Raw genomic sequence first — 24,938 nt, forward strand, 5'->3', positions numbered from 1 at the left:
TGCTTCCTTTCTCAGCTGCCGCGGTAGGTCGAGTAGGCGTAGGGACTTAGCAGCAGCGGTACGTGCAGGTGACCCTGCCCGTCTGCCTCGAAACTGATGACCACCTCTGGGTAGAACGCGTCGATCTCGTGATCGCTGAACCACGTTCCGGTGTCGAAGACCAGCCGGTAGCGCCCGGCGGGCAGGATCGCCTCGGCAAGATCGCTGATCCTGCCGTCTGAATCGGTTGCACCGCTGGCCAGTTGCGCATCCACGGCGTCCAGCAGCGTCACCTGCACACCCCGGGCCGGGCGCCCGGACACCGCGTCCAGCACGTGGGTACTCAATCCGGTCATGAATCGCCTTCCGTCTCGAAATCGTCGCCATGCTGACCGGCAGGACCCAGCATCCGTTCCAAGCGGCTGCGGTTGATCTTGCCCAGCTCCATTCTCATGACGCGGCGCTCGTTCTGCGGATCGTTCTTGAGCCGTTCCTCCAGGATCGCCAGTAGCTCCCCGGCGGGCCGGCCATTGGCGAACACCAGGTACACATAGCCGAAGCGCTTCTCGTATTCGGCATTACCGTCCTTGAGCCGGGCCAGCACCGCGGCATCTGCGCCGGCCACACCGGACTGTTCACGGCGGGATGCCGCACTATCGGACCGCTCCCCGATCCTCGGATGCCCGTCGAGCGCCTCGTCCAGGTCGGTCTCGGTGAGCTCAGCGAGTATCAGGTCTGCCCGGCTGTACAGCGCCTGCTCATCTCGGAAGGGCCGCCCCGCAGCCACCCGGATAGCCCATATCCGCGACGTGCAGCATTCGTAAAGCCAATGGATCGCCTGGTTATCGCTGAGCTCGTTGAAGCTCTCGATTCCCCGCCAGTCAACGCGTCGCATGGAAATCCTCGTAGCGCCCGAAACGGGCCGCCGTGATGGGGTTGGCGTCGGCCACCAGGTCGTCGAAACGGTAGTTCGCGATCTTCGCGATCTCGATAAGGGCAAAGGACCGTTCACTGGTCGCGGAATTCTCCATGCGGCTCCAGCCGTTGCGCAGCAGCCGCTCGTAGCGTTCGGTCTCGCGCGCACAGACCACCAGCGGAAAGCCGAAATGCTCGCGGTAGGCGGTGGCCAGGCTCACCACGTTGTTCAGCTCGCCCTCGTCAAGGGTCTGCAGGATGGTGTGGTCCACGGCCGCCATCTCTCCAGCTTCGTCCTCGGCGCCCAGATCGGGGAACGATCTGATGAGTTCGAGCTGCTCCTCGTCGCTGCCGGTCAGCATCGCCTCCTGGAAGGCACTGCGCAGATCGTGTGTGTCGGCGAACGGCCGCTGCCGGTAAGCGCGGTCGGCGACCCAGTGCACGTCCTGGACCAGCCCGCCGAAGGTCTCGCGGAACTCCTCGAGCGTCATCTCATTGACCTGCGTAAGCCGGATCGAGCCTCCTCCGGCCACCGCCACACCGCGGCTGCCGGTGTGGAAGAACAGCAGGTTCAGGACGATCGCGGTGATGGCCCCCATCGTGATGCCGGTGCTGAAGGGGATCTGCAGCAGCCCCGGTACGGCCTGGTCGATCCCCGGGAGCGCCGGGACCGCGATACCGCGTCCGTGGTCCAGAACGGTCGACGGACCCGAGGACTGGGAGAACTGCACGTACATCCCCATGGCCAGGGATGTGCTGGCGATGATCAGATTGCGATGGTCGTTGAAGTCGACCTTGCCCAGTGTCTGGATGCCCACCACGGCCACCGTCGCGAACAACGTCATCGCGGCCCCACCCAGTACCGGCGCCGGGATGGCCTCCACCACCTTGGCGGTCTTGGGCAGCACGCCCAGCACCATCATGATCAATCCGGCGGCCGCCACCACCCAGCGGCTCTTGACCCCGGTGAGACGCACCAGCCCGACATTCTCCGAGAACGCTGTATACGGGAAGGAGTTGAAGGTGCCACCGATCATGGTGGCGATGCCGTCGGCCCGCACCGTGGCGGCGATATCCGCCCCGCGCACCCGCTTCCCGACGATCTCGGCGGTGGCGAAGACCGCGCCGGTGGATTCGACGGCGGTCACCATCAGCACCACGATCAGGGACACCACGGCGATGACATCGAAGCGCGGGGCCCCGAACGCGAACGGCGAGGTGAACCCGATCCAGCCCGCCTCGCCGACGCGGGCAAAATCGGTGTCCCCGGCCAGCCAGGCGATGGCGGTACCGGTGACCAGCCCGAGCAGGACGGCGATGGTGCCCCAGAAACCTCGGAAGAATCTCTGCATCAACACGATCAGCACGATGGTGCCCACCGCGTACATGAGCCAGCGCCCGTTGCCGGGATCGTGCGCGGACACCGAGCTGTGCGGGTTGCGGACGGCGTCGCCAATACCCACCGGCAGCAGCGATACCCCGATGATGGTGATCACCGAACCCGTCACGATCGGCGGGAAAAAACGGATCAGGCGAGCGAAGAATGGCGCGATGAGAAAGGTGAACGCACCCGCGGCAATGACCGCGCCGTAGACGGTCAGCAGCCCCACCCTGCCACCGCCGTGGTCGTTGGCAATCTTGATCACCGGGGCGAGGGTGGCGAAGGTGACCCCCTGCAGCAGCGGCAGCTGCACACCGATCTTCCAGAAGCCCACCGACTGCAGGATCGAGGCGATACCGCAGGTGAACAGGTCGGCGGTAATCAACATGGTCAGCGCCTCGGCGTCCAGGTCGATGGCGCGCGCAATGAGCAGCGGCACCAGTACCGCACCGGCGTAGAACGCGATCACATGTTGCACGCCCAGCGTGACGAGCTTGCCCGCGGAGGGCACCTCGTCGACGGGATGGACTCTCCTCATCGCGGAACCTCCCTGGTCTCAGTGCACCCGTGCATATCCGCCGGCCGCCGAAGCGACGCTAGATCGGGTGTGTTGCGGCCAGGTTGCCGAGTGTCTATATTTTGCTCGACGGGTCACCCTGGCTGCGTTTCGGCGATCACATCCAATTGCCCTGCGGCAGCGACGATTACCGATTCCAAACGGTCGTGGTGAGTGGCCGCGACAGCCAACAGGGCCCCGACATCGCGCCTTGCCACCGCTGTGATCATCGCCTCATGATCGGCATGCAGTTGCAGTTGCGCCGACTCGGACACCGTCCGCATTACCTGGAACGGCTCGGTCAAGTTCCACGTGGCCTCGAACATGTGCAACAGGCGGTGCATACCGCAGGGAGTCACCAATGCACGATGAAAATGCCGGGAATGCAGATGAAATGCACGCGCATCACCCTCGACGGTTGCCCGCTGCAGCAGCTCATGTTCGGCCAGGGCACGGTCCAGATCTTCGGTGGTCGCCAGCGCAACCGCCTGGGTGAGCGCGGCACGCTCCAGAACACCTCGGGTGAAATAGATCTCACGCAGCTCCGGCAGAGTGAGTTGAGCTACGCGGTAGCCCCCGTTGGCCCGGTGGCCGACAAGCCCTTCGGCGACAAGGGTCTTGAGCGCTTCCCGTACCGGTATGGGGCTGATCTGGTAAGTGTCAGCCACTTCGCTGATGGGGATCATCGAACCCGGCGGAGCCGCACCGTCGAGGATCGCGCGCCGCAACCCGTCGAGCACACTCAGCTGGTCGTGCCCGGACCTGTTGGTGCGCAGCTCGTTGATCAGCCTGCGGTACCGGAATGTGCGTGGCATTCACCCTCCATAACCGTCTGCCGAAACCCCGATCCTGTCAGTGGTCGTGCCCCGCCGCCATCGATGGAGACACATAGTTAACGCGAACGTTTCATGGCAGCGCGTTGCGCGGACAACACGATGCCCAGCACCCCACGCCGACGTACCCTGTCGGCCATGCGGATACGCGTGATCAACCCCAACACCACCGAGGCCATGACGAAGGCCATCGGGACGGTGGCGGAATCGGCGGCCTGGCCGGGAACCAGCGTGACGGCCGTCAATCCGGGGATGGGACCGGTATCCATCGAGAGCCACTACGACGAGGCATTGAGCGTGCCCGGTGTGCTGGCCGAGATCCGCCGCGCGGAATCCGAAGGCACCGACGGGTATGTGCTCGCCTGCTTCGGCGACCCCGGCCTCGACGCCGCCAGAGAGCTGGCCACCGGCCCAGTGCTCGGTATCGCCGAGGCCGCTATGCACATGGCAAGCCATCTCGGCAGAGGGTTCAGCGTGGTGACCACGCTGGCACGGACGGCCGGGCGCGCCTGGGACTTAGCCGAACGGTACGGGATGTCGCGTTTCTGCCGCGGGGTGCACGCCTGCGAGATCGCGGTACTGGACCTGGAGCAAAACCCCCGCACTAAGGACATCCTGATCGAGCACTGCCGCCGCGCCGCGCAGCAGGACGGCAGCGATGTCATCGTGCTCGGCTGCGCGGGAATGGCAGGTCTGTGCCAAGACATTTCGGCCGAGATCGGACTGCCGGTGATCGATGGTGTGGCCGCCGCGGTGAACCTGGTGCAGTCATTGGTATCGATGGGCCTGAGTAAATCGGGGCGGGGCGAGTTCGCCACACCGCCGATCAAACCCTATGCCGGGCTGCTGGATTCGTTCGGATCGGTACCTGCGGGGTAAACCCGACGCCAATGCTCGGCGATGTCGATGCGCTTGGCAATCCACACCCGCTCGTGGGATTGCACATGATCCAGGAACCGTTCGAGAGCGACCGTCCGGGCCGGACGGCCTACCAGCCGGCAGTGCAGGCCCACTGACAGCATCTTCGGGCTGCCCGCCTCGCCCTCGGCGTACAGGCAGTCGAATGCATCACGAAGGTGGGTGAAAAACTGTTCCCCACTGGGGAATCCGGCCGGCGAGGCGAACCGCATGTCGTTGGTGTCCAGGGCGTATGGCACCACCAAATGGTCGACCACATTCCCACTGACAGGCACCCTGACCCAGTACGGCAGGTCGTCGGCGTAGGAGTCGGAGTCGTAGGCGAATCCCCCATGCTCCGCCACCAGCTGTCGGGTCTGCGGGGAATCACGGCCGGTGTACCAGCCCACGGGAGCCACACCCGTGAGGCCGCGCAGGATCTCAACGGCCTGCGCCATATGCGCACGCTCGACATCCGGGGAGACCAGCTGGTAGGACTGCCATCGCAGCCCATGGCAAGCGATCTCGTGCCCGAGCTCACCGAAGGCCGCTACCGCCTCCGGGTTGCGCTGCAATGCCCGCGCCACTGCGAAGACGGTCAGCGGCAGTCCGCGGCGCTCGAATACCCGCAACACGCGCCACAACCCGGCACGCGAACCGTACTCGTACAGAGACTCCATGCTCATGTGCCGGTTGGGGAACGGCTCTGCCGGCACGATCTCCGACAGAAATGTCTCCGAGGCGGCCGACCCGTCGAGGATGTTGTTCTCTGCGCCCTCTTCGTAATTAAGCACGAACTGCACCGCGATCCGCGAGTCGTCGGGCCAGCGCGGATGCGGCGGCGTGCGCCCGTAGCCCACCATGTCGCGGGGTGCCGCCGGTTCAGCCTCGTTCTGAGCCATCGTGACGCGATCATAAGCCGCAGCACCGTCTTCGCCGCAGACGCACGCCGAAAATATTGTCTTCGCGCAACACGACGGCAACACCGGCCGCTTAGCTTCGTTTATCACCGGCGTCATTACTCCTTGCCGCTATTCCTGGAGGTTCTCGTGACCGGTGTACTCGCGGCCGATGCCATCGCACCTGCTGTCACCGGGCACAGCGCCGCCGGCGACAGTGTGATCAAGCCCGGGTACGACCCCGCACTGACCAATGGCGACTTGGCCCCGTTACGCAAGCAGGACTGGACCAGCTACAACTTCTTCGCGTTCTGGATGTCCGATGTGCACAGCGTGGGCGGTTACGTCTTCGCGGGAAGCCTTTTTGCGCTGGGTATTTCGGCATGGCAGGTGCTGTCGGCACTGACGATCGGCATTGTGGCGGTGTACTGGCTGTGCAATCTGGTGTCACGACCTTCCCAGCAGGCCGGCGTGCCGTACCCGGTGACCGCACGGATTGCCTTCGGTGTGCGGGGTGCCAATCTTCCCGCTCTGATCCGGGGCCTCATCGCCGTCGCCTGGTACGGCATCCAAACCTATTTGGCTTCAACGGCATTCGTACTCCTGGCGGTGAAGTTCCAGCCCGCCCTGGGACGCTATGGCGATGCCGACGAGTACGGCTTTCTCGGTCTATCGTTACTCGGCTGGGGTGGCTTCCTGCTGATGTGGGTGCTGCAGGCCGCCGTCTTCTGGAACGGCATGGAGGCGATTCGTAAGTTCATCGACTTCTGTGGGCCCGCGGTGTACGCGGTGATGGTGGCACTTGCGCTCTATCTCGTCGTCGCGGCCGGCTGGCAGAACGTGCATTTCGGCCTGGCGTCGGGTCCGCCGAAAACCGGGTTCGCCGCCGTGGCGACAGTGCTGAGTGCGATAGCACTGGTGGTCTCCTACTTCTCGGGGCCCATGCTCAACTTCGGCGATTTCTCGCGGTATGGGGGCAGCTTCGAGGAGGTCAAGCGCGGCAACTTCCTGGGATTGCCGGTGAACTTCCTGTTCTTCGCGGTGTTGGCGGTGTGCACGGTGTCGGCAGGGGCAACGGTCATCGGCCGCGGCGAGGACGGCGCCATCATCACCGACCCGGTGCTGATCGTGGACAAGATCGACAACACCACTGCGGCCGTACTGGGTGTTCTCACCTTCGCGATCGCCACCATCGGGATCAACATCGTGGCGAATTTCGTCTCGCCCGCTTTCGATTTCTCCAACCTGTCCCCGACCCGGATCAGCTGGCGAGCCGGCGGGATGATCGCGGCGGTCGGCTCGATCCTCATCACGCCCTGGAATCTCTACAACAACCCGGACACGATCCACTACACACTCGACACGCTCGGCGCGGTAATCGGCCCTCTCTTCGGAGTCCTCATCGCCGACTTCTATCTCGTGCGTAACCGCACCATCGAGGTCGACGACCTATTCACCCTCTCTCCGTCGGGCGCGTACTACTACCGCGGCGGCATCAACCCGGTCGCGGTGGCCGCGACCGTCGCCGGGGCGCTTACCGCCATCGCGACAGTGGTTTGGGGCAGCGCCTACCTGGCGAGCTTCACCTGGTTCATCGGCGCCGGGATTGGGTTCGGGGTCTACCTGCTCGGCATGCGGCACCTACCGGCGTACCTGATCTACGGCCGATAGTCCCGGTCGACGCCGTCACAGAGGTCATCGCACGGCACCGCAATGACATCGGTGCGGCCCGCCAGGTATGGCCCGGCTCCCCGGTCACCGTCGAGCGCCGCCAGCACGGGCTCGAAATGTTCATAGCCGATATACACCGGATGCCCGGGTCGGCCCGCGAACGTGGCGCGGGCCAATACCGAGCGCCGCCGTCCGGCGGCCTGCAACACCATCCGCACTGCCTCTGGCCCCACGGTCGGCAGGTCCACCAAGTGGACGAGAACTCCCGCCACATCCGTTCTCGGCTGCAGCCGGCCCAACACCGAACGCACCGATTCCGATATGCCGTCCTGCCAGCGGAGGACGTCGATTCCCCTTGCTGGAAAGGGTATCTCGGTGTGCGCCGCACCCTGCGTCACGTAGATCTCGCCGCAGCCACCGCCGTCAAGTGCCGTCACCGCCAGCTCCAGCCAGCGCCCCTGTTCGGCGAGGATCTTAGGTGTTCCGTAGCGGCTCCCGGCACCTGCCGCCAGCACCACGCCGACGACGATATCGGTCGCGAGGTCGGGTTCTGCGGCAGCCATGGTCCCTATCGAACCCCATGACCACGCCCGGCGTAATACGGGCTGAATCCTGCGTTCACATGCGATAAACAGACCGTCGTTACGGTCTCGCACATGTCAGCCGCGATCGAGATACCCGCCAGCGAGATGGTGCGCTTGGCGAACAAACCACCCTGGTACCGGTCGTTGTTCTTCCAGCTCCTCGTCGCGATCGTCGCGGGCGTCGTGATCGGCTGGCAATGGCCGGAGTTCGGGGCCGACCTACGCCCGCTGGCCGATGGCTTCATCAAGCTGATCAAAATGTTGATCGCCCCGATCATCTTCTGCACGGTGGTGCTCGGCATCGCCCACGTCGGAGATCTCAAGTCCGTCGGCCGGATCGGTATCAAGGCCCTCGTCTACTTCGAGGCGGTCACCACCTTCGCGCTGCTGTTCGGCCTGCTCGTGGGGAACCTGACCAAGCCGGGGGCGGGTTTCCACATTGATGCGGGCACCATGGCGTCCGGGGCCGATGCCATTGCGAAGAAGACCAACAACGGGGAGCTACCACACACCGTCGAGTTCCTACTCGGCATCATCCCGTCCTCCATCGTCTCGGCCTTCGCCGAGAACGCACTGCTGCAGGTGCTGTTCTTCGCAGTGCTGTTCGGGCTGGCGCTGGCCAAGTTCGGGGAATCGGGCCCCCCGGTGGTACTGGAGTTCATCGACCATCTCAGCCACCTCTTCTTCACCATCATCGGATGGATCATGCGGCTGGCACCGCTGGGCGCCTTCGGGGCGATGGCCTACATCGTGGGCCAGTATGGGATCGGCGCACTGAGCAGCTACGGCAAGCTCATCGCGGCCTGCTACCTGGCCGCGCTGCTGTTCATCGGCGTCCTGGCGGCGGTCGCCAGGATTTTCGCGGGGGTGAACCTCTGGAAGTTCATCCTCTACATCAAGGACGAGTTGTTCCTGGCTCTCGGCACCGCATCCACCGAAGTGGTGCTGCCGCGCATCATGACCAAGCTGAATCACGCCGGGTGCTCCAAGACGACGACGGGACTGGTAATCCCCACCGGGTATTCGTTCAACCTCGATGGGGCCACCCTGTACCTGTCCATCTGTGTGCTGTTCCTCGCACAGGCGCTGGGAGTCAACCTCAGTATCGGCGAACAGATCACCGCCGTGCTGGTGCTGATGCTGACCTCCAAAGGCATGGCGGGCGTGCCGGGTTCGTCGTTCCTGGCGCTCTCGGCGACCGTGGCGGCGATAGGTCACGGCGCCATCCCGGTGGCCGCGGTGGCCTTGCTGCTGGGGGCCGACCGGATCATGGACTCGATGCGGGTCTCGGTGAACCTGCTGGGCAATTGCGTGGCGACGCTGGTGGTGGCCAATTGGGAAGGCCAGCTCGACAAGGAGCGCATGCGCAAGGTCCTCGCCGGTGACGAGGTGGTCGCCGAGCCCCACGAGGACCCTGCTGCCCCGCACCACTAAGCACTGCCGTCACAAGTCTGCAAGCATGGGACTCGTGTCATCGGCATCCCCATCGCGCCCATCCGATGCCGGTGGTCCCGGCTGGCTCGCGCCGATCGCCGCGCTCCTGGCGGCCGCCGATGCGGATCTGGCGTCCCGCTATCCGGATGTCCGCAGCGAACCACAGCCCATCCACACCGTCTATGCCAGTGCGGCACTGGCCGATAGCCGAACGCCCGCCCAGTGGGGAGCCTCCGCGCTGGAACTCGCCGAGCTTCACGCGGAAACACTCGCGGAACTGGACCCGCAGGGCGTCCTCCCCCGCGTCAGAGAACGGCTGGGCACCGCTCCCGTACAAGACCTGCGGCTGGATTTTGAGGACGGCTACGGCTGGCGCGAGGACAGCACCGAAGACGCCGACGCCCGTAAGGCGGGCCGGACCTTGCGGGCGCTGTCGGCGGGGGCGAACCCGCCCCGGGCGTTGGGAATCCGGATCAAGGGGCTCACCTCGCTGCACCTGCGGCGAAGCGTGCGCACCCTGGAGCTGGTCCTGGACGGTGCATCGGGGGTGCCGCCGGGATTCGTGACGACGGTTCCCAAATTCCGGGCGCTGGCTCAGGCCGAGGCCGCCCTGCGGCTGTTCGACGAGCTGGAGCGAGTGCATGGACTGCCCTGCGGCTCACTGCGTTTCGAGCTGCAGATCGAAAGCCCACAGGCAGTGTTGGGTGCCGATGGTGCAGCGACCCTGGCCAAGGCCATCCACATGGCGCAAGGGCGCCTGGTGGCGCTGCATTACGGAACCTACGACTACAGCGCGGCTTGCGGGATCGCGGCCGAACACCAATCGCTGGAACATCCGGTGGCCGACCACGCCAAGGCCGTCATGCTGGCGGCCGCCGCACAGACCGGCGTATGGGTCTGTGACGGCTCAACCCAGGTGATGCCCGAGGGTTCCGAAGAACAGCAGGCCGCCGCAATCGCCAGGCACCACCGGCTGGTCACCCGCGCCCTCGAGCGCGGTTACTGGCAAGGCTGGGACATGCATCCGGGGCATTTGATCACGCGCTGGCTGGCCACGTACGGATTCCACCAGCGGGCTCTGGCAGTGGCCGGGCCGCGCATCGACGCCTACCTCCGGCGGCAAGGGGGCGCCGTAGTCGACGAGCCCGCGACGGCGCAGGCACTGGCAGCCGGAATACTGCGTGGTCTGGACTGCGGCGCCTACTCCGAGGATGAAGTGACGGCGGTGGTCCCGGGATGCGACCGGGCGGTACTGGACCAACTCGTGCAGCGCACCTCGACAGACAGCGTCACAGGAGGAACCGACCAGCGATGACCGGCAACACATCTGCAGGGCTGCCCGATTTCACGATGCTGCCCGACTTGGCGCTGCGACCCCTGGGCGGCGCGGTGATCTGGGCCAACGACGACCTGTTCGCCGAGAAGGAGAACCTGATCAAGCCCGGGCCTGCCGACTATCGGCCCGCGACATTCGGGCACAAGGGGCAGGTGTACGACGGATGGGAGACGCGGCGCCGGCGCGACCCGGACGGTGCCCCCGGCCATGACTCCGCGATCGTGAGGCTGGGCGTGCCCGGTGTGATCGCGGGTGTCGTCGTCGATACCGCATGGTTCAAGGGCAACTACCCTCCGGAAATCTCGGTCGACGCGGCGGAGATCGACGGATACCCGGCTGCGGCCGATATCGCCCGCGACACCACCTGGCACAGCGTCGTCGAGCGCACGAAGGCCTACGGCGACACCCGCAACGTGTTCGATGTCCAATCGCCGCAGCGGTGGACACACGTACGGCTGACGATGTACCCCGACGGCGGTGTCGCACGATTGCGTGTACACGGCCACGGCCGTCCCGACCTGCGCTTGCTCGATGCCGGGCCGTTCGACCTGGCCGCTATCGAGAACGGTGGCCTGGTCACCGACTGCTCCAACAGGTTCTACAGCTCACCGCAGAACCTGCTGTTTCCCGGCGTCGCCCGGGTGATGGGCGACGGATGGGAGACCGCCCGCCGCCGCGATGGCGCCAACGACTGGGTGCAGGTGCGGCTCGCCGGTGAGGGGGTGCTCCACCTGGCCGAGATCGATACCTCGTATTTCGTGGGTAACAGCCCCGGTGCGGCGGGGCTGCAGGGCCTGACCGCCCAGGGCAACTGGGTTCCGCTCTTGCCACATACCCCGCTGCAACCCGACACCCGGCACCGTTTCCTGTTGGGGGGCGGCGAACCCGTCACCGACGTGCGCCTGGACATCTACCCGGACGGCGGATTGTCACGCTTGCGCCTCTTCGGCGCACTGACCGCAGCAGGGCGAGCCTCGGCCGAAAACCGTTGAACAAGCAGATATCCATTGACCTGACGGACACCCGAACCACCGGTCAACTGCACGAACTCTTGAAAGAGACCTTCGGGTTTCCCGATTTCTATGGCCGCAATTTCGCTGCCCTGATCGACTGCTGGTCAAGCCTGCGATATCCCGACGACGGGATGAGCGCCTTTACCCTCGACTCACCCGCCGATTGCCTACACCTGCATGTCACCAATCTGGCTTCCCGCCCGGAGGACGTGATTCGCCTGCTGATCTCCGCGGTGGAGTTCGTCAACCAGCGCGCACTGTGGAACGCCCAGAAACCGGTCATCGATCTGGTTCTCAGCGAGTCTCGCCAGCGGCCTCATCTCTGACGGTCAATAGACTCCTTGACGTGACTGCACAAGAGAAGACGGAGTCCGCACCAACTCAGGGCGCGGAGCCCGTCCTTGACGTGAACGGCTCCGGAGTTCAACCTCCGGTCTCCGACCGGATACGCCGGGCTTTCTGGTGGTTGGAGCGCTTCGCGCCCGCCATCGGATCGCGGTGGGCCGTCGAACTGTGGTGCACCCCGCCGGTCATCGAGTCGAGTCTGCGCATGCCGCCCGGCGTGCCCCCCGGCGAGCCGCTGGAGGCCCACTGGGACGGGCACCGTATTGCGGGTGAGTCGTGGGGCGAAGGGCCGACGGTCTATCTGGTCCACGGCTGGGGCGGGCAGCGCACACACCTGGGGATCTTCATCAAGCCTCTCCTGCAGGCCGGTTACCGCGTCATCGCCTTCGACCTGCCCAGCCACAACGAGTCCGCCCCGGGCGCGCTCGCACCGGGGCGAACCACGCTCATCGAGTGCGCGCACGCGGTCGCGGCCGTCATCAAGGAGCACGGGCCCGCCCACGCGGTGGTGGCCCACTCCCTGGGGTCCAACGCGACCACGTTCGCCGCTTCCTACGGCGCATCCGTGGGCCGTTTGGTGTACCTGGCGCCGATGGGTGATTTCCCCCTGTACCTCGATCTGTTCGCCGCGCGGCACGGCTTCGGCAAGCGGATACGCGCCGGACTGCAGCGTCAGCTGGAGCGCCGCATCGAGATGACGCTGCCCGAAACCGAGTTGGTCCGCGTCGCTGCGACCGCCGGGCATCCCCCGCTGCTGCTGATTCACGACCCCGACGACCCGGACACCCCCTATGAGTGCAGCGAGCGCCTAGCGGATTCATGGCCTGGAGCCCGTTTGATGGCGACCAAGGGACTCGGGCGCCTGGCGCACTTCCGAATCCTGCGGCACCGCCCCGCGATCAACGCCGGTCTCGAATTCATCGGTCCTGCCTCCGAGCAGCACGCTGACGCCTAAAGCAGCCCGAGTAGCTCCATATCGGTGACGTACTTGACGATGTTCGCCGCCGAGACCTGAGGGATGTCCGGATTATCGCTATCAGGCCCAATCTTGGCTTCCTGCACCGCCGCACGGAAACGATCGGCCGGCGCGAATGAACCGACAGTCGGCACAACGGGACTCACTCTCTCGGGGTCCTGCACCAGCGTCAGATACATCTGCTGCACCGAATTTCGCCGATGCTTATCGGGAAGCGCCTGTAGGGCGGTCCCGAACCGCTGCAACCAATTCTGGAAGTCGTCGATGCGCTCGATCGGGTACCCGGCCTCGATCAACCAATCGACGTACTCGTCGAGACCGATGCCGTCATCGTGCGGGTTCATCACGTGATAGGTCTGGAACCCGTCAACCACTTGAACACCCAAGGTGGTGATCGCCTCGGCGACAAATTCCACTGGCAGCCCATCGAAGTGCGCACGCCTCCGATTGCCGTCGGCATCAAGGCGGTAGAACGACTTGGGTGCCAAGCCGGTGGTCACGATGCTCAGAATCATCTTGCTGAACACATCCGATACGTTCAGCTGACCTGCATAGGTGGTATCGGCCAGGATCATGTCGCAGCGGAAGACCCCGATCGGCAACCCGCACAGGTCATGGGCTTCACGCAGCAGCACCTCTCCCGCCCACTTGCTACTGCCGTAGCCATTGGCGTACGAGTCCTTAATGGCACGCGTGGCACAGATATCGCGGATATCGGCGTCCTCGGTGAAGGCCACCCGTTTGATCGGGTCACCGACATTGGCCGTCGACACGAAGGTGAACATCTTCAGCTTCGTGGTGAACGCCAACCGGATCAGCTCTGCGGTGCCCGCCACATTCGGTCCGAACAACTCGCCATAGGACAGCGCGCCGCTGACAACGGCCGCCGAATCGACGATCACGTCAACGGTATCGGCCAGCCGCTGCCAGGTTTCCTCGGTCAAACCGAGGCCTGCTTCGCCCTTGTCACCGGCGACGACCTCCAAATGGTCTTCGGCCAGTTCATGGAAGTGCCGCAACAGTTCCGGGTCGCCGCTGTCGAAAATCTGCTCCAGCCGGCGACGGGCCTCCTCGTCAGATGAGGCCCGTACCAAACAGATCAGCTTGCCGTCGAGCAGTTCCAGCTTTTCGAGCCATTGCAGCACCAGGTACCGCCCGAGGAAGCCGGTCGCCCCGGTCAGCAGTACGGTGCGTGCTTCCCTGCTGGGCTTCGGCAGTGTCGTTGCCACGCTGAGGGTTTTCGCGTCGATGAACTTGTCCAGCGTCAGGTCGGCGGCCCGCACCTCTGCGCCCTCGGAACCGTGCACGGCCACATAGCGCGGGTCGCTGGCATGCCTGTCCAGCTGCCCGCTCAGCCTGCTCACCGTGGGGGTGTCGAAGAGAGCACGGACGGTCAGGTGCGTGTTCATCGATTTGTTGATGGCGGCGATAAGACGCATCGCAGACAGGGAGTCACCACCCAGATCGAAGAACGAGTCGTCGACACCGACGCGCGGCAGGCCGAGCACCTCCGCGTAGAGACCGGCCAGGGTCTCCTCGACCGGGTTCGACGGGGCACGGTACTGGGTTTCCTGATACTGCGGCTCCGGCAGCGCACGGGTATCAAGCTTCCCGTTGACCGTCAACGGCAAAGCGTCGATGACCACCACGGCCGCGGGCACCATGTAGGCCGGTATCCGCTCGGCCAGCGCCGCGCGCGCCTTGGCCGGCTCGATAACCCCGGTGACGTATCCGACCAGGCGCTTATCGCCCGGACGATCCTCACGCACAATCACCACCGCCTGCTCGACGCCATCGAGATCGGCTAGCGCAGTTTGGATCTCGCCGAGCTCGATGCGGTAGCCGCGGATCTTGACCTGATCATCGGCACGCCCCATATAGTGCAACTGCCCGTCGGTACCCCAACGGACCAAATCGCCGGTGCGATACATACGCAGTCCCGGTTGCCCAGGCTCTCCGAACGGGCACGCCACAAACCGCGATGCCGTCAGCCCTGACCGGTGCAGATAACCGGCCCCGAGCCCGTGGCCCGCGATGTACAGCTCGCCGACCACGCCCGCCGGAACCCGCCGCATCCAGGTGTCCAGCACGAACAGCGCAGCCCCTGCCACCGGAACACCGATCGCCGGCGTCCCCGAACCCGCCGCCAGCGGCGGACTGACCGTCACACACAGCGTGCTCTCGGTAGGGCCGTAGGCGTTGACCATCAGCCGCCCCGGCGCCCACCGGTCCACCATCTCGGCCGAGCAGGCCTCGGCAGCCACCACCAACGCCATGCCTTCCAGAGCTTCCGGAGACAGCGCGGCTGCGGCAGAGGGTGTCTGGTGCAAGACGGTGACTCGCTCGGAGACCAGGAATTCCTGAAAATCTTCCGGGACCAACGATTCGGGGACCACCACGAGGCTGCCACCGTGCAGCAGCGGACCCCAAATTTCTTCCACCGAGGCATCAAAGGCATACGAGTACCACTGAGACCACACCTGCCCCGGCCCCGACGGAATACCCAGGTGCTCATATCCCAGCACCTGCGTCACGTTGTGGTGAGTTGTCGCAACGCCCTTGGGAATACCGGTGGTACCGGAGGTGTACACGATATGCGCAATATCGTCGGCAGCCGGCCCCGCCAACGCGGTGCTGGGCTGCGCACCCACTGCAGGACCGCTGATATCGATGACCGGCAACCCGTACCCATCGAGGCGCGAACGCAATATCGCACTCGCGATCGCGGTGACCGGACTGGCATCGGAGATCATGAATTCGATGCGCGCATCGGGAACCGCCGGGGCGATCGGCAGATACGCAGCACCGCTTTTGAGTACCGCAAGAATCGCGATGATGGCCTCACCGCGACGCTCCGATAACAACGCCACACACTGTCCCGGACCGGCGCCATGGCCAATCAGTAAGTGCGCCAAACGATTCGATTCTTCGTCCAGTTCACGATAGGTCCACGAGCGCGGCCCGCAGCTGATCGCCACCGCCTCGGGAGTGCGAACCACCTGCGCCGCAAAAAGTTCCGGTATCGACACCGGCGTTACCGGCGCAGACAACGCGGCCCGATTGCCCAACTCATCCAGTCGGGCGCGCTCGTCGTCATCAAGTAGATCCACCGATGACAACCGAGCCAAGGGATTAGCAGTCACGGCCGACAAAACCCGATGCAGGCGCGCGATCAATGACTCGACACTCTGGAGATCGAATACATCGGTGCGGAACTCGACCGCACCGCCGATCCCGGCAGGCTCACCGGCCTCGGTGAAGCGCTCACCCAGAGAGAACGTCAGGTCCATGCGGGCGGTGTTGGTGTGCACCGGTATCTGAGTGATCCGCAGATCGCCCAGCCCTAGTCCGGCGGCATCCTGCCCGGGGAGGTTCTGCCAAGTCAATCCGACCTGAACCAGCGGATGACTGCTCCGCGACCGGATCGGGTTCAGCCGCTCCACCAGCACTTCGAAGGGCACGTCCTGGTGTTCGAGCGCTCCGAGACTGCGGGTCCGGACCTGCCCGAGCAGGTCCGCGAACGTGGGATCGCCGTCGATATCGACGCGCAGCACCAAGGTATTGACGAAGAATCCCACCAGCTCATCAAGCGCGGGCTCATCGCGGCCGGCGACCGCGACACCCACCGCCACATCGGAACTGGCGCTGATCTTCGACAGCAGTACGGCCAGGGCCGCCTGAATCACCATGAAGCTGGTGGCTCCGTGTTCACGAGCCAGCGAACGCACCGCGTGTTGCAGCTGCTCGGGCCATTCCAGATCCAGACTGGCACCGCGATAGTCGGCGACCGCCGGGTAGGGCCGGTCTGTGGGCAGCGAGAGATGTTCGGGCATCCCGGCCAACGCATCCTGCCAATAGGCAACCTGGGTGGCGATGGCGCTCTCGCTGTCTTCGAGGTCGCCGAGCTGATCACGTTGCCACAGTGTGTAATCGGCGTACTGCACAGGCAGCGGTGCCCAACGGGGTGCGTGTCCCCCGCACCGGCTGGCATACGCCACCGTCAGGTCACGCATGAGCGGGGCCACCGACCAGCCGTCGGCGGCGATGTGATGAACCGTGGCGACAAGTACGTGCTCGTCCCCGGGCACCGTGAAGAGCTTTGCGTTTATGGGGATCTCGACCGACAAGTCGAACGTGTGGCGCGCGGCGGCGCCGATCGCTTCGTCCAGCTGCGCGGGCGGCCATGCGGTGGCATCGACCACCTCCCAGCAGAATTCCGCACTTTCGGGTGCCAGCACCTGTTGGTACGGCACACCTTCCTCATCGCGGAATACAGTGCGCAGCGACTCATGGCGGAGCACCACATCGAACAGCGCCGCACCCAGAGCATCCAGGTCGAGCTGCCCGCACAGCCGCAGCGCGACCGCCATGTTGTACACCGGTGAGGCACCGTGCAATTGGTCCAGGAACCACAACCGCCGCTGCGAGAACGACAGCGGAATCACCGCGGGCCGTGAGGTGGGTACCAACGGTGCGCGCCCGCCCGTATCCGTCCGCAGGCCCGGGGCCAACTTGGCGATCGTGGCGGTGTCGAAGAGGGCGCGCACGGTCAGATGTGTGCTCATCGACTTGTTGATGGCCGCGATCAAGCGCATGGCCGACAGGGAGTCACCGCCCAGATCGAAGAACGAGTCGTCGACGCCGACGCGTTCGAGCCCAAGCACGCGCGCGTAGATATCGGCCAGGATTTCCTCGGCCGGATTGGACGGAGCACGGTATTGCGTTTCCTGGTACCGCGGCTCCGGCAAGGCACGGGTATCGAGCTTGCCGTTGATCGTCAACGGCAAGGCGTCCACCGCGACGACCGCGGCCGGCACCATATAGGGCGGCAGCCGCTCGCCCAGCGCCACGCGCGCCCCGGCGGTATCGACTCCGCCAGCCAGCTCCGCTTCAGGCGACTGCGTGACATAACCGACCAGACGCTTATCGCCCGGTCGGTCCTCGCGCACGATCACCACCGCCTGCTCGACCCCCACCACGTCGGCAAGGGCGGCCTGGATCTCACCGAGCTCGATGCGATACCCGCGGATCTTGACCTGCTCATCAGCGCGGCCCAGGTACTGCAAGTTCCCGTCCGCACGCCAACGCACCAAATCCCCTGTGCGATACATACGCTCGCCTGGGGCACCGAACGGGCACGCCACAAACCCCGACGCGGTCAACGAGGACCGGCTCACATATCCGAGCCCCAGCCCGAGCCCGGCCACATACAGCTCACCGACCACACCGACCGGCACCGGCCGCAGCCAGGCATCGAGCACGAACAGCGCGGCCCCCGGTACCGGCCCGCCGATCGTCGGCGTCCCCGAACCCGCGGCCAACGGCTTACTGACCGTCACGCACATCGTGGTCTCGGTAGGCCCATAGGCGTTCGTCATCACCCGACCCGGGGCCCAGCGGTCCACCAGCTCCGCCGAGCATGCCTCGGCGGCCACCACCAGCGCCACCGACTCCAGCGCCTCCACGGACAGCGCCGATACGGCCGACGGAGTCTGGTGCAACACGGTGACATGTTCGTCAATCAGCAAGGCCTGGAACTCATCCGGACCGATCGACTCCGGGACAACGAGTAGCCGCGAACCGTGGAACAGCGCACCCCAGATCTCTTCCACCGAGGCGTCAAAGGCAAACGAATACCACTGCGACCACACCTGTCCGGGCCCCGAGGGCAAACCGACATGCAACGACTCCAACAACTGCGTCACGTTGTGGTGAGTTGTCGCCACTCCCTTGGGAATACCGGTGGTGCCCGAGGTATAGATGATGTGCGCGACATCGTCAGAGGCGGGTAGCGGCAGCGATGCGCCGGTCTGCACGTCGATGGCCGGGTCGTCGATGTCGACAACCACCACATCATGCGCCCCGAACCGGCCGGCCAACGTCGCGGTCGTGACCACCGCCACCGGTTTCGCGTCACCGACCACGAAATCGATCCGCACGTCGGGCACCGCCGGGTCAATCGGCACGTATGCCGCCCCGGTCTTGAGCACCGCCAAGATCGCGATGATCCCCTCGGCGGATCGCCCGAACATCACCGCCACACAGCGGCCCGGACCGGCACCCAAGCCAATCAGGAAGTGCGCCAAACGGTTCGAATCACGGTCAACCGCAGCGTAGGTCCACGACCGGTCCCGGCAACTCAGCGCAACCGCATCGGCGGTCCTCGCCACCTGGCCCGCGAACAACTCCGGAATCGACACCCCTGCCACCGGACGGCCCAGCAGCGCCCGGTTGCCCATCACGTCCAAACGCTCACGTTCGTCGGCACCCAAGACATCCACCGAGGACAACCGCCGCAACGGGTCCGCCACCATGGTCGCCAGCACGAGCTCCAACCGGCCAACCAACACCTCGACACTCTCGACATCGAAAACATCGGTGTCGTGTTCGATGCTCAGCACCAGTTCGTGGCCGGGCGTGACCTGCAGGGCCAGCGGGTAGTGGGTGGCTTCGCGACTGGAGAACCCCGCGATAGCCAATTCGCCTGTGCCCATGACCGTCCCGAATGCCGCCGGGTCGATGGGGTAGTTCTCGTAGACGAACAGGGTGTCGAAGAGCTGGTCCTGCCCTGTCACACGATGAATCTCGGGAAGCGCCACGTGCTGGTGGTCCAGCGTGCGGTTCGAGACACTGTGTAGCTGCTCCAACAGCTCGGCGGCAGTAGTCGTCGCGGTGATACGCGCGCGCACCGGCACTGTATTGATCAACAGGCCCACCATGGATTCCGCGCCTGCCACCTCGGTGGGGCGGCCCGAGACCGCTGCACCGAAGGCCACATCGTGCTGACCGGTCAACCAGACCAACAGCTGCGCCCAGCCCGCCTGCAAGACGGTGTTGACGGTGGTGTGGTGCGCGCGGGCAAGTTCGGTCAGTGCCTGTGTTGCCCGCGCGGACAGACGCCGCGATTGTGTGCCGCGCCGCCCCGATCCCAGCTTGTGCAGGGGGCCCACCAATGTGGGTGTCTCGAACCCGGACAGCACGTCCTGCCAGGCCGTTAGCGCGGCATCGAGATCCCTATCGGCCAGCCACGTCACGAACCTGCGATACGGCACCGCCGGAGGCAGGCTGTGTCCGCCGTAACTCGCGAAGATCTCCTGCAGCAGGATCGGCAACGACCAACCGTCGAGCACCGTGTGGTGGCTGGTGAGCACCAAGCGGTGTTGGTCGTGACCGGTGCGGATCAAAGCCACCCGGAACAGCGGCGGTCTGCTCAGATCGCATACCGCTGCGCGTTCAGCGGCGCACAGCTGCTCAAACGGCGCCTCGGCATCGATACCGCCGTCAAGTTCGGCGTACTGCCAGGGGACGACCGGATCAGCTGGTATGACCTGTACCGGCGGGTCGAACTGAGGGTAGAAGTGTGCCGCCAAGTTGGGGTGACGGGTGACCACCGCGTGCACCGCATCGCGCAGCCGGTGCGCATCGAGCAGGCCGGCGAGGGTCAGATTCAGTTGCACCGCATACACATCGTCACCGTTGACGTGGGCGGTGGCGAGGAAGAGCAGTCCCTGTTGCAGCGGGGTCAGCGGCAGCACATCGGCGACTCGGTGATGCTGCTCGAGTTCGCCGATCTGCTGCTGGGTGAGGTGTGCGGGGGCGATATCCGACGGGGTCAATCCCCCTCCGCCACCACACACATGCGCGCAGATACCCGTCAATGCCTCGATCCACAGCTGGCTCAGCCGGCCGACCTGGGCATCGTCCATCGAGGGCGCCCAAGTCCAGTTGGCCTCCAGATGCGGTCCGGCCTCTGTATCGAGGATGCCCGCATTCAGTGTCACGGTATGAGCCAACGACACTGGCACCGCGGCGGTCACCGCGGCCGCCGACAGGGCATCGGGGCTCGGAAGCCACATCTGATCGGCCGGCCCGACACCGCCGCCCAGCCGTCCCAGGTAGTTGAACCCGATAACCGGTTCTGCCCCACCGAGATCCACCTCGGGATTCGCATACCGCAGCAAGCCGTAGGTTATGCCATCGGGCAGGGCGCGGAGCTGCTCCTTGGCGTCCTTGATCACTGCGCCCAACGCAGGATCACCGGCGCTCACCTGTGCCCAGTCCAACCTGCCGACACTCAATGCCACCGGGTACTTGCTGGTGAACCAGCCCACCGTGCGCGACAGGTCCACCGGAGAATTCGTACTGACGCCCAATTCCTCTTGGCGCCCATGGCCTTCCACGTCGATACCGACCGGCGCACCGCTGTTACCCGACAGCTCAGCGACCGCCAAGCCGAAGGCGATCAACAAGATCTCGCCCACCCCCGCATGGAACGCCGCAGCCGCCTCGCCCAACAAGATGCGGGTGGTTTCGACATCCAGTGGCACCGACAACGTGTGGGCGGTGGCATACGTGTCCAGCTCGGGACGCACGGCCGGCAGCAATGCCGGGGTCGCCGCCACCCGCTTCCACGCCTCGGCATGTTCGAGCACCTCGGCGGTGCGCGCATGCTCGTCGATCAATGCCGACCACCGAGCGAAGGATGTGCCGCCGGGCGGCAAGGCCACCGGCTGCCCGGCGTGATGCTGAGTCCAGCCGATGTTGATGTCTTCCAACAGAATTCGCCAGGAGACCCCGTCGACCGCAAGATGGTGGATGACCAGTGCCAGCTGGGCGGTGGAACCGGCCCACAGTGCGCTCAGCATGGTTCCGGTGGCCGGGTTCAACCGCGCCCGGGCCTGGACCAGCGCCTCATCGGACAGCACATCCACCGATTGCAGGCAGCCGCGCGCGTCCACGCTCCCCGGCTCGGGCACGGTCAACGACCATGCACCCACACTGTTGTCTTCGGCGCGGAGTCGCAGCATGGCATGGCGGTCCAGCAGCCCTTGGAGCACCACCACCACATCAGCTTCGGTCACGGCCGAGGGCACCGTCACAACCATCGTCTGGTTGAACTGGCCGATCTCGCCCTGCGCATCCTGCAGCCACCGCACGATCGGTGTCGCGATCACCTCACCCAAGCCGTCATCGCCCTCGTCGGTATCGCCGGTGACCATCGTGGCCACTTGTGCCAACCGCGCCACGGTCTGCTCGACGAAAATATCGCGTGGTCGGCACAGCACCCCGGCCGTGCGTGCCCGGGACACCACCTGCATCGACATGATGCTGTCCCCACCGAGATCGAAGAACGAATCGTCCACACCAACCCGCTCGAGCCCGAGGACTTGCGCATAGACGGCGGCCAGGGTCTGCTCGACCGCATCGGATGGCGCTCGGTACTCACCGGCTGCGATCTCGGGTATCGGTAACGCCCGGATATCGAGCTTGCCATTGGTCGTCAGCGGCAGTGCGTCCAGGACGATAATCGCGGACGGAATCATGTAGGCCGGCAACCGATCACCGAGCGCGGCACGAATCGCAGCGGAGTCTATGGCGCTGGTGCCGGCACCGGTGACGTAACCCACTAGGCGCTTGTCACCGGGACGGTCCTCGCGGACGATTACCACGGCCTGCTCCACCCCGGGGACACCGGCCAGCACGGCCTGAACTTCGCCGAGTTCGATGCGGTTACCGCGGACCTTGACCTGCTCATCGGCGCGACCCATGTACTGCAACGCGCCATTCATGTTCCAGCGCACCAGGTCTCCGGTGCGGTACATCCGCGCCCCACCCTGCCCGTACGGGTTGGCCACGAACCGTTCGGTTGTCAGCTCCGCGCGGCCCACATAGCCGGATGCCAGCGCGGCCCCGGCCAGATACAACTCGCCCACCACCCCGATGGGTGTCGGGTTCAGCCCCGCGTCGAGCACCAGCGCGCGCACCCCCGGGATCGGGGCACCGATGTCGACCGGCTGCCCGGCCACCACCGGCGCAGAGGTCGCCCAGATGGTGGCCTCGCTGGGGCCGTAGGCGTTGACCAGCCGCCTGCCCGGCGCCCAGGCGTCCACCAGCTCCCGCGGGCAGTCCTCCCCCGCGGTGACCAACGTGCGCATCGCATCGAGCCGCGCGCGGTCCAGTGACGACAACACCGTCGGGGTCAGCACCGCCGCGGTGACCCGCTGGGTCTGCAAGAACTCCGTCAATGCGTCGGCGGCGTACACATCTCGCGGTGCCACCACCAGCGTGGCTCCCGCCCCCACCGCCCACAAGATCTCAAAGACCGACGCATCGAATGTCGGCGAGGCCACCATCAGCAGCCGCTCATCGACGCCCAGTTTGAGCAGATCGCGTTGCGCTGCGACCACTCCCGGCAGGCCAGCGTGACGGACCGCCACACCCTTGGGGGTACCGGTGGAGCCCGATGTGAAGATCACATACGCGGTGTTCTCAGCCAGCAACGTGACTGGTTCCTGAGACCACTCCGACTGCCCGGACACACCGAGACCGTCGACGCGCAGCACCGGGCGCGCACCCGCCCCGGCCACCTCCCCCGCGCCACAGGTCAACACGCACACAGCCGCAACGGAATCCAAGACCGAGGCGATCCGATCGACCGGATGGGCACTGTCCACCGGCACATAGATTCCGCCAGCCTTGACCACGGCCCACCACGCCACCACCAACTCGGCACTACGGTCCAACGCCACACCCACCGCGCGCTCAGGGCCCACCCCGGCCTCGATCAGCACCCGCGCCAATCGCGTCGACCACTCATCGAGCTCGCGATACGACAGCTCGCGGGCGCCGTCCACCACCGCCACCGCTTCCGGATCGGCGGCCGCCGCTGCAGCCAGCAATTCCGGTGCCACCCCTACCGGGGCCTGGACATCGGTACCGGACCACTCCTCCAGCACCTGATGACGCTCACGCCGGTCCAACAATGAGACCTCACCCACCACCAGCGAGGCGTCGGCCGCCAAGAGCCGACCCAGGAGCGATTCCAAACGGGTTATGTGCCTGTCGATCTCGTCGGTGGTGTACCTGTCGGGATTCCACGCGAACTGAATACGCGAGGCACCACCGCCCGGCCGCGGATAGATATTGACTGCGATGTCCTGAATGGGGAATGTGGTCAACACGTTGACCACGGCCTCCGACGGCCCGAAGAAGAACGCATCCGCGAAGTCGAATACGTTGATTACTTGGCCGAATTCAATGTTTGTATCGCGGCGGCCCGCATCGGTAACCAGCTCCGGCCAGCGCCGGAACTGCTGATGCCGCAACGCACCAATCACGGCCTTGGCGACCTGATCATCCAGTGCACCAATGGTATCCGCGTCGTCGATGGTGACGAACAACGGCACCAGGTTCGACACCATGCCACCGCATCTTTTCAGTGCCGCCGTGGTGCGCCCCGACACTGGCAATGACAATGAAACCCGCTGACGTCCAGTTGTTTTCGCGACGAATGTCGCCAATGTCGCGACGACTCTGGCCACCTCGAACTGACCAAGCCCGTTCTGTGACAGCAGCTCATCACAGACCAGCTCACGCACCAGTGGGTGGCGAGGCGTCACGGAACGCTCCATTCCCGCGAGGTCGGCGACCTCGACGGGCCCATGCATGACGGTCTTCCAATACTCGAAATCCGCTGCGCTACGCGAGGACTGCCGATACTTCAGGTCGGCCTCGCGGATCACCGAGAACTCGGAGAAGTCGACCTCCGTCTCAGCGGCTACCGACCCTGAGTAGACATCCGCGATATGCCTCAGCAGATTGTTGGTGGCGTATCCATCCAGCAGCACGTGGTGTGTGCGCATGTAGAAGTACGACACATCGTCCGCAATCCGCAATAGCGCGAAGTGGGTGAGCCGATCGCTGAGCAAGTCGATGGGCCGGCGGTATTCCTCGTCCATCCAGCGGCGAGCAGCGGCTACCGCGTCACGCTCGGCGCGCAGATCGATGCAGTGCATGGTCTCCGGAAACGAGCGGTCGATGACGAAAATCGGTTCGCCGTCCTCGACGGACAGCCGCGCACATGGCGTACCGAACCGTGCGGCCATCGATTCGCACGCGACCATGAGCCGTTCGGCGTCCACGTCGTGATCGATCGTGAGGAATCCCGCGAAGTTGTAGGGCACCTCGGGGCGCAATTGCTGGGCGGCCCATATCGACCGCTGAGCGGCTGTCAGGGGTCCAAGAACTTCTGGACGCGTTCCGTAGTTGAGCATGAGGACGACGAACTCCCTACTTGGGCCTGCATACTGGCTTCTGAAATGTCATCGTTGAGATGCCTT

At 65.3% G+C, this 24,938-nt stretch carries 14 protein-coding genes; 7 read left to right on the top strand and 7 right to left on the bottom strand.

Annotated features, from left to right (window positions below; genetic code table 11):
* Positions 1 to 11: 11 nt before the first annotated feature.
* From uraH to MLB1_RS00590, 4 genes are all read right to left on the bottom strand, one after another.
* Positions 12 to 335 carry a hydroxyisourate hydrolase gene (gene uraH, locus MLB1_RS00575; protein ID WP_180747823.1) on the bottom strand — a complete coding sequence of 108 codons (324 nt, stop codon included), beginning with the start codon at positions 333 to 335 and terminating at the stop codon, positions 12 to 14.
* A complete protein-coding gene (uraD, locus tag MLB1_RS00580; RefSeq protein ID WP_180747824.1) occupies positions 332 to 874 on the bottom strand; it encodes a 2-oxo-4-hydroxy-4-carboxy-5-ureidoimidazoline decarboxylase in 543 nt (180 codons plus the stop codon). The genes uraH and uraD overlap by 4 nt, the downstream gene beginning before the upstream one ends.
* Positions 861 to 2,813, bottom strand: a complete 1,953-nt coding sequence (locus tag MLB1_RS00585; RefSeq protein WP_180747825.1) for a solute carrier family 23 protein — start codon at positions 2,811 to 2,813, stop codon at positions 861 to 863. Before MLB1_RS00585 ends, uraD begins: the two co-directional genes overlap by 14 nt.
* 113 nt (positions 2,814 to 2,926) lie before the next feature.
* Complete coding sequence (locus MLB1_RS00590; RefSeq protein ID WP_180747826.1) at positions 2,927 to 3,646, bottom strand: GntR family transcriptional regulator; 720 nt, start codon at positions 3,644 to 3,646, stop codon at positions 2,927 to 2,929.
* 156 nt (positions 3,647 to 3,802) lie between these two features.
* Here MLB1_RS00590 and MLB1_RS00595 point away from each other — a divergent pair, with 156 nt between their 5' ends.
* Entirely contained in the window at positions 3,803 to 4,543 is a 741-nt protein-coding gene (locus tag MLB1_RS00595; RefSeq protein WP_180747827.1) for an aspartate/glutamate racemase family protein, read from the top strand.
* On the opposite strand, the gene puuE is transcribed toward MLB1_RS00595, so the two are convergent.
* Positions 4,498 to 5,424 carry an allantoinase PuuE gene (gene puuE / locus MLB1_RS00600; protein WP_180749603.1) on the bottom strand — a complete coding sequence of 309 codons (927 nt, stop codon included), beginning with the start codon at positions 5,422 to 5,424 and terminating at the stop codon, positions 4,498 to 4,500. The two genes, MLB1_RS00595 and puuE, sit on opposite strands and share 46 nt — an antisense overlap.
* A gap of 186 nt (positions 5,425 to 5,610) precedes the next feature.
* Here puuE and MLB1_RS00605 point away from each other — a divergent pair, with 186 nt between their 5' ends.
* The gene (locus MLB1_RS00605) at positions 5,611 to 7,131 is read left to right on the top strand and encodes an NCS1 family nucleobase:cation symporter-1 (protein WP_180747828.1); all 1,521 of its coding nucleotides are present in this window, start codon (positions 5,611 to 5,613) and stop codon (positions 7,129 to 7,131) included.
* Here the strand turns inward: MLB1_RS00605 and MLB1_RS00610 are convergent.
* On the bottom strand, positions 7,119 to 7,694 hold the full coding sequence (locus MLB1_RS00610; protein ID WP_180747829.1) for an NTP transferase domain-containing protein: 576 nt from the start codon (positions 7,692 to 7,694) through the stop codon (positions 7,119 to 7,121). The genes MLB1_RS00605 and MLB1_RS00610 overlap by 13 nt on opposite strands.
* A gap of 93 nt (positions 7,695 to 7,787) precedes the next feature.
* Between MLB1_RS00610 and dctA the strand changes: the two genes are divergently transcribed.
* The 5 genes from dctA to MLB1_RS00635 are packed head-to-tail and all read left to right on the top strand — an operon-like array spanning position 7,788 to position 12,798.
* Positions 7,788 to 9,149: a C4-dicarboxylate transporter DctA gene (gene dctA / locus MLB1_RS00615; RefSeq protein ID WP_180747830.1), complete on the top strand. Its 1,362-nt coding sequence runs from the start codon at positions 7,788 to 7,790 to the stop codon at positions 9,147 to 9,149.
* 25 nt (positions 9,150 to 9,174) lie between these two features.
* Positions 9,175 to 10,464 (top strand): aldolase/citrate lyase family protein, encoded by a 1,290-nt coding sequence (locus tag MLB1_RS00620; RefSeq protein WP_180747831.1) that lies wholly within the window; start codon positions 9,175 to 9,177, stop codon positions 10,462 to 10,464.
* Positions 10,461 to 11,477, top strand: coding sequence for an allantoicase (gene alc / locus MLB1_RS00625; protein WP_180747832.1), 1,017 nt, complete (start codon positions 10,461 to 10,463; stop codon positions 11,475 to 11,477). The genes MLB1_RS00620 and alc overlap by 4 nt, the downstream gene beginning before the upstream one ends.
* Positions 11,474 to 11,824: a barstar family protein gene (locus MLB1_RS00630; protein WP_219602506.1), complete on the top strand. Its 351-nt coding sequence runs from the start codon at positions 11,474 to 11,476 to the stop codon at positions 11,822 to 11,824. The genes alc and MLB1_RS00630 overlap by 4 nt, the downstream gene beginning before the upstream one ends.
* A 20-nt stretch (positions 11,825 to 11,844) precedes the next feature.
* Positions 11,845 to 12,798: an alpha/beta fold hydrolase gene (locus MLB1_RS00635; protein WP_180747833.1), complete on the top strand. Its 954-nt coding sequence runs from the start codon at positions 11,845 to 11,847 to the stop codon at positions 12,796 to 12,798.
* Here the strand turns inward: MLB1_RS00635 and MLB1_RS00640 are convergent.
* Positions 12,795 to 24,872, bottom strand: coding sequence for a non-ribosomal peptide synthetase (locus tag MLB1_RS00640; RefSeq protein ID WP_180747834.1), 12,078 nt, complete (start codon positions 24,870 to 24,872; stop codon positions 12,795 to 12,797). The two genes, MLB1_RS00635 and MLB1_RS00640, sit on opposite strands and share 4 nt — an antisense overlap.
* Positions 24,873 to 24,938: the final 66 nt, after the last annotated feature.

The sequence above is a fragment of the Mycobacteroides sp. LB1 genome, assembly GCF_013449725.1.
Taxonomy (GTDB): domain Bacteria; phylum Actinomycetota; class Actinomycetes; order Mycobacteriales; family Mycobacteriaceae; genus Mycobacterium.

Bases quoted from the DNA above. Each gene is read 5' to 3' on its own strand.
- uraH (WP_180747823.1), bottom strand. From the start codon at position 335: ATGACCGGATTGAGTACCCACGTGCTGGACGCGGTGTCCGGGCGCCCG.
- uraD (WP_180747824.1), bottom strand. From the start codon at position 874: ATGCGACGCGTTGACTGGCGGGGAATCGAGAGCTTCAACGAGCTCAGC.
- MLB1_RS00585 (WP_180747825.1), bottom strand. From the start codon at position 2,813: ATGAGGAGAGTCCATCCCGTCGACGAGGTGCCCTCCGCGGGCAAGCTC.
- MLB1_RS00590 (WP_180747826.1), bottom strand. From the start codon at position 3,646: ATGCCACGCACATTCCGGTACCGCAGGCTGATCAACGAGCTGCGCACC.
- MLB1_RS00595 (WP_180747827.1), top strand. From the start codon at position 3,803: ATGCGGATACGCGTGATCAACCCCAACACCACCGAGGCCATGACGAAG.
- puuE (WP_180749603.1), bottom strand. From the start codon at position 5,424: ATGGTGGGCTACGGGCGCACGCCGCCGCATCCGCGCTGGCCCGACGAC.
- MLB1_RS00610 (WP_180747829.1), bottom strand. From the start codon at position 7,694: ATGGCTGCCGCAGAACCCGACCTCGCGACCGATATCGTCGTCGGCGTG.
- dctA (WP_180747830.1), top strand. From the start codon at position 7,788: ATGTCAGCCGCGATCGAGATACCCGCCAGCGAGATGGTGCGCTTGGCG.
- MLB1_RS00620 (WP_180747831.1), top strand. From the start codon at position 9,175: ATGGGACTCGTGTCATCGGCATCCCCATCGCGCCCATCCGATGCCGGT.
- alc (WP_180747832.1), top strand. From the start codon at position 10,461: ATGACCGGCAACACATCTGCAGGGCTGCCCGATTTCACGATGCTGCCC.
- MLB1_RS00640 (WP_180747834.1), bottom strand. From the start codon at position 24,872: ATGCTCAACTACGGAACGCGTCCAGAAGTTCTTGGACCCCTGACAGCC.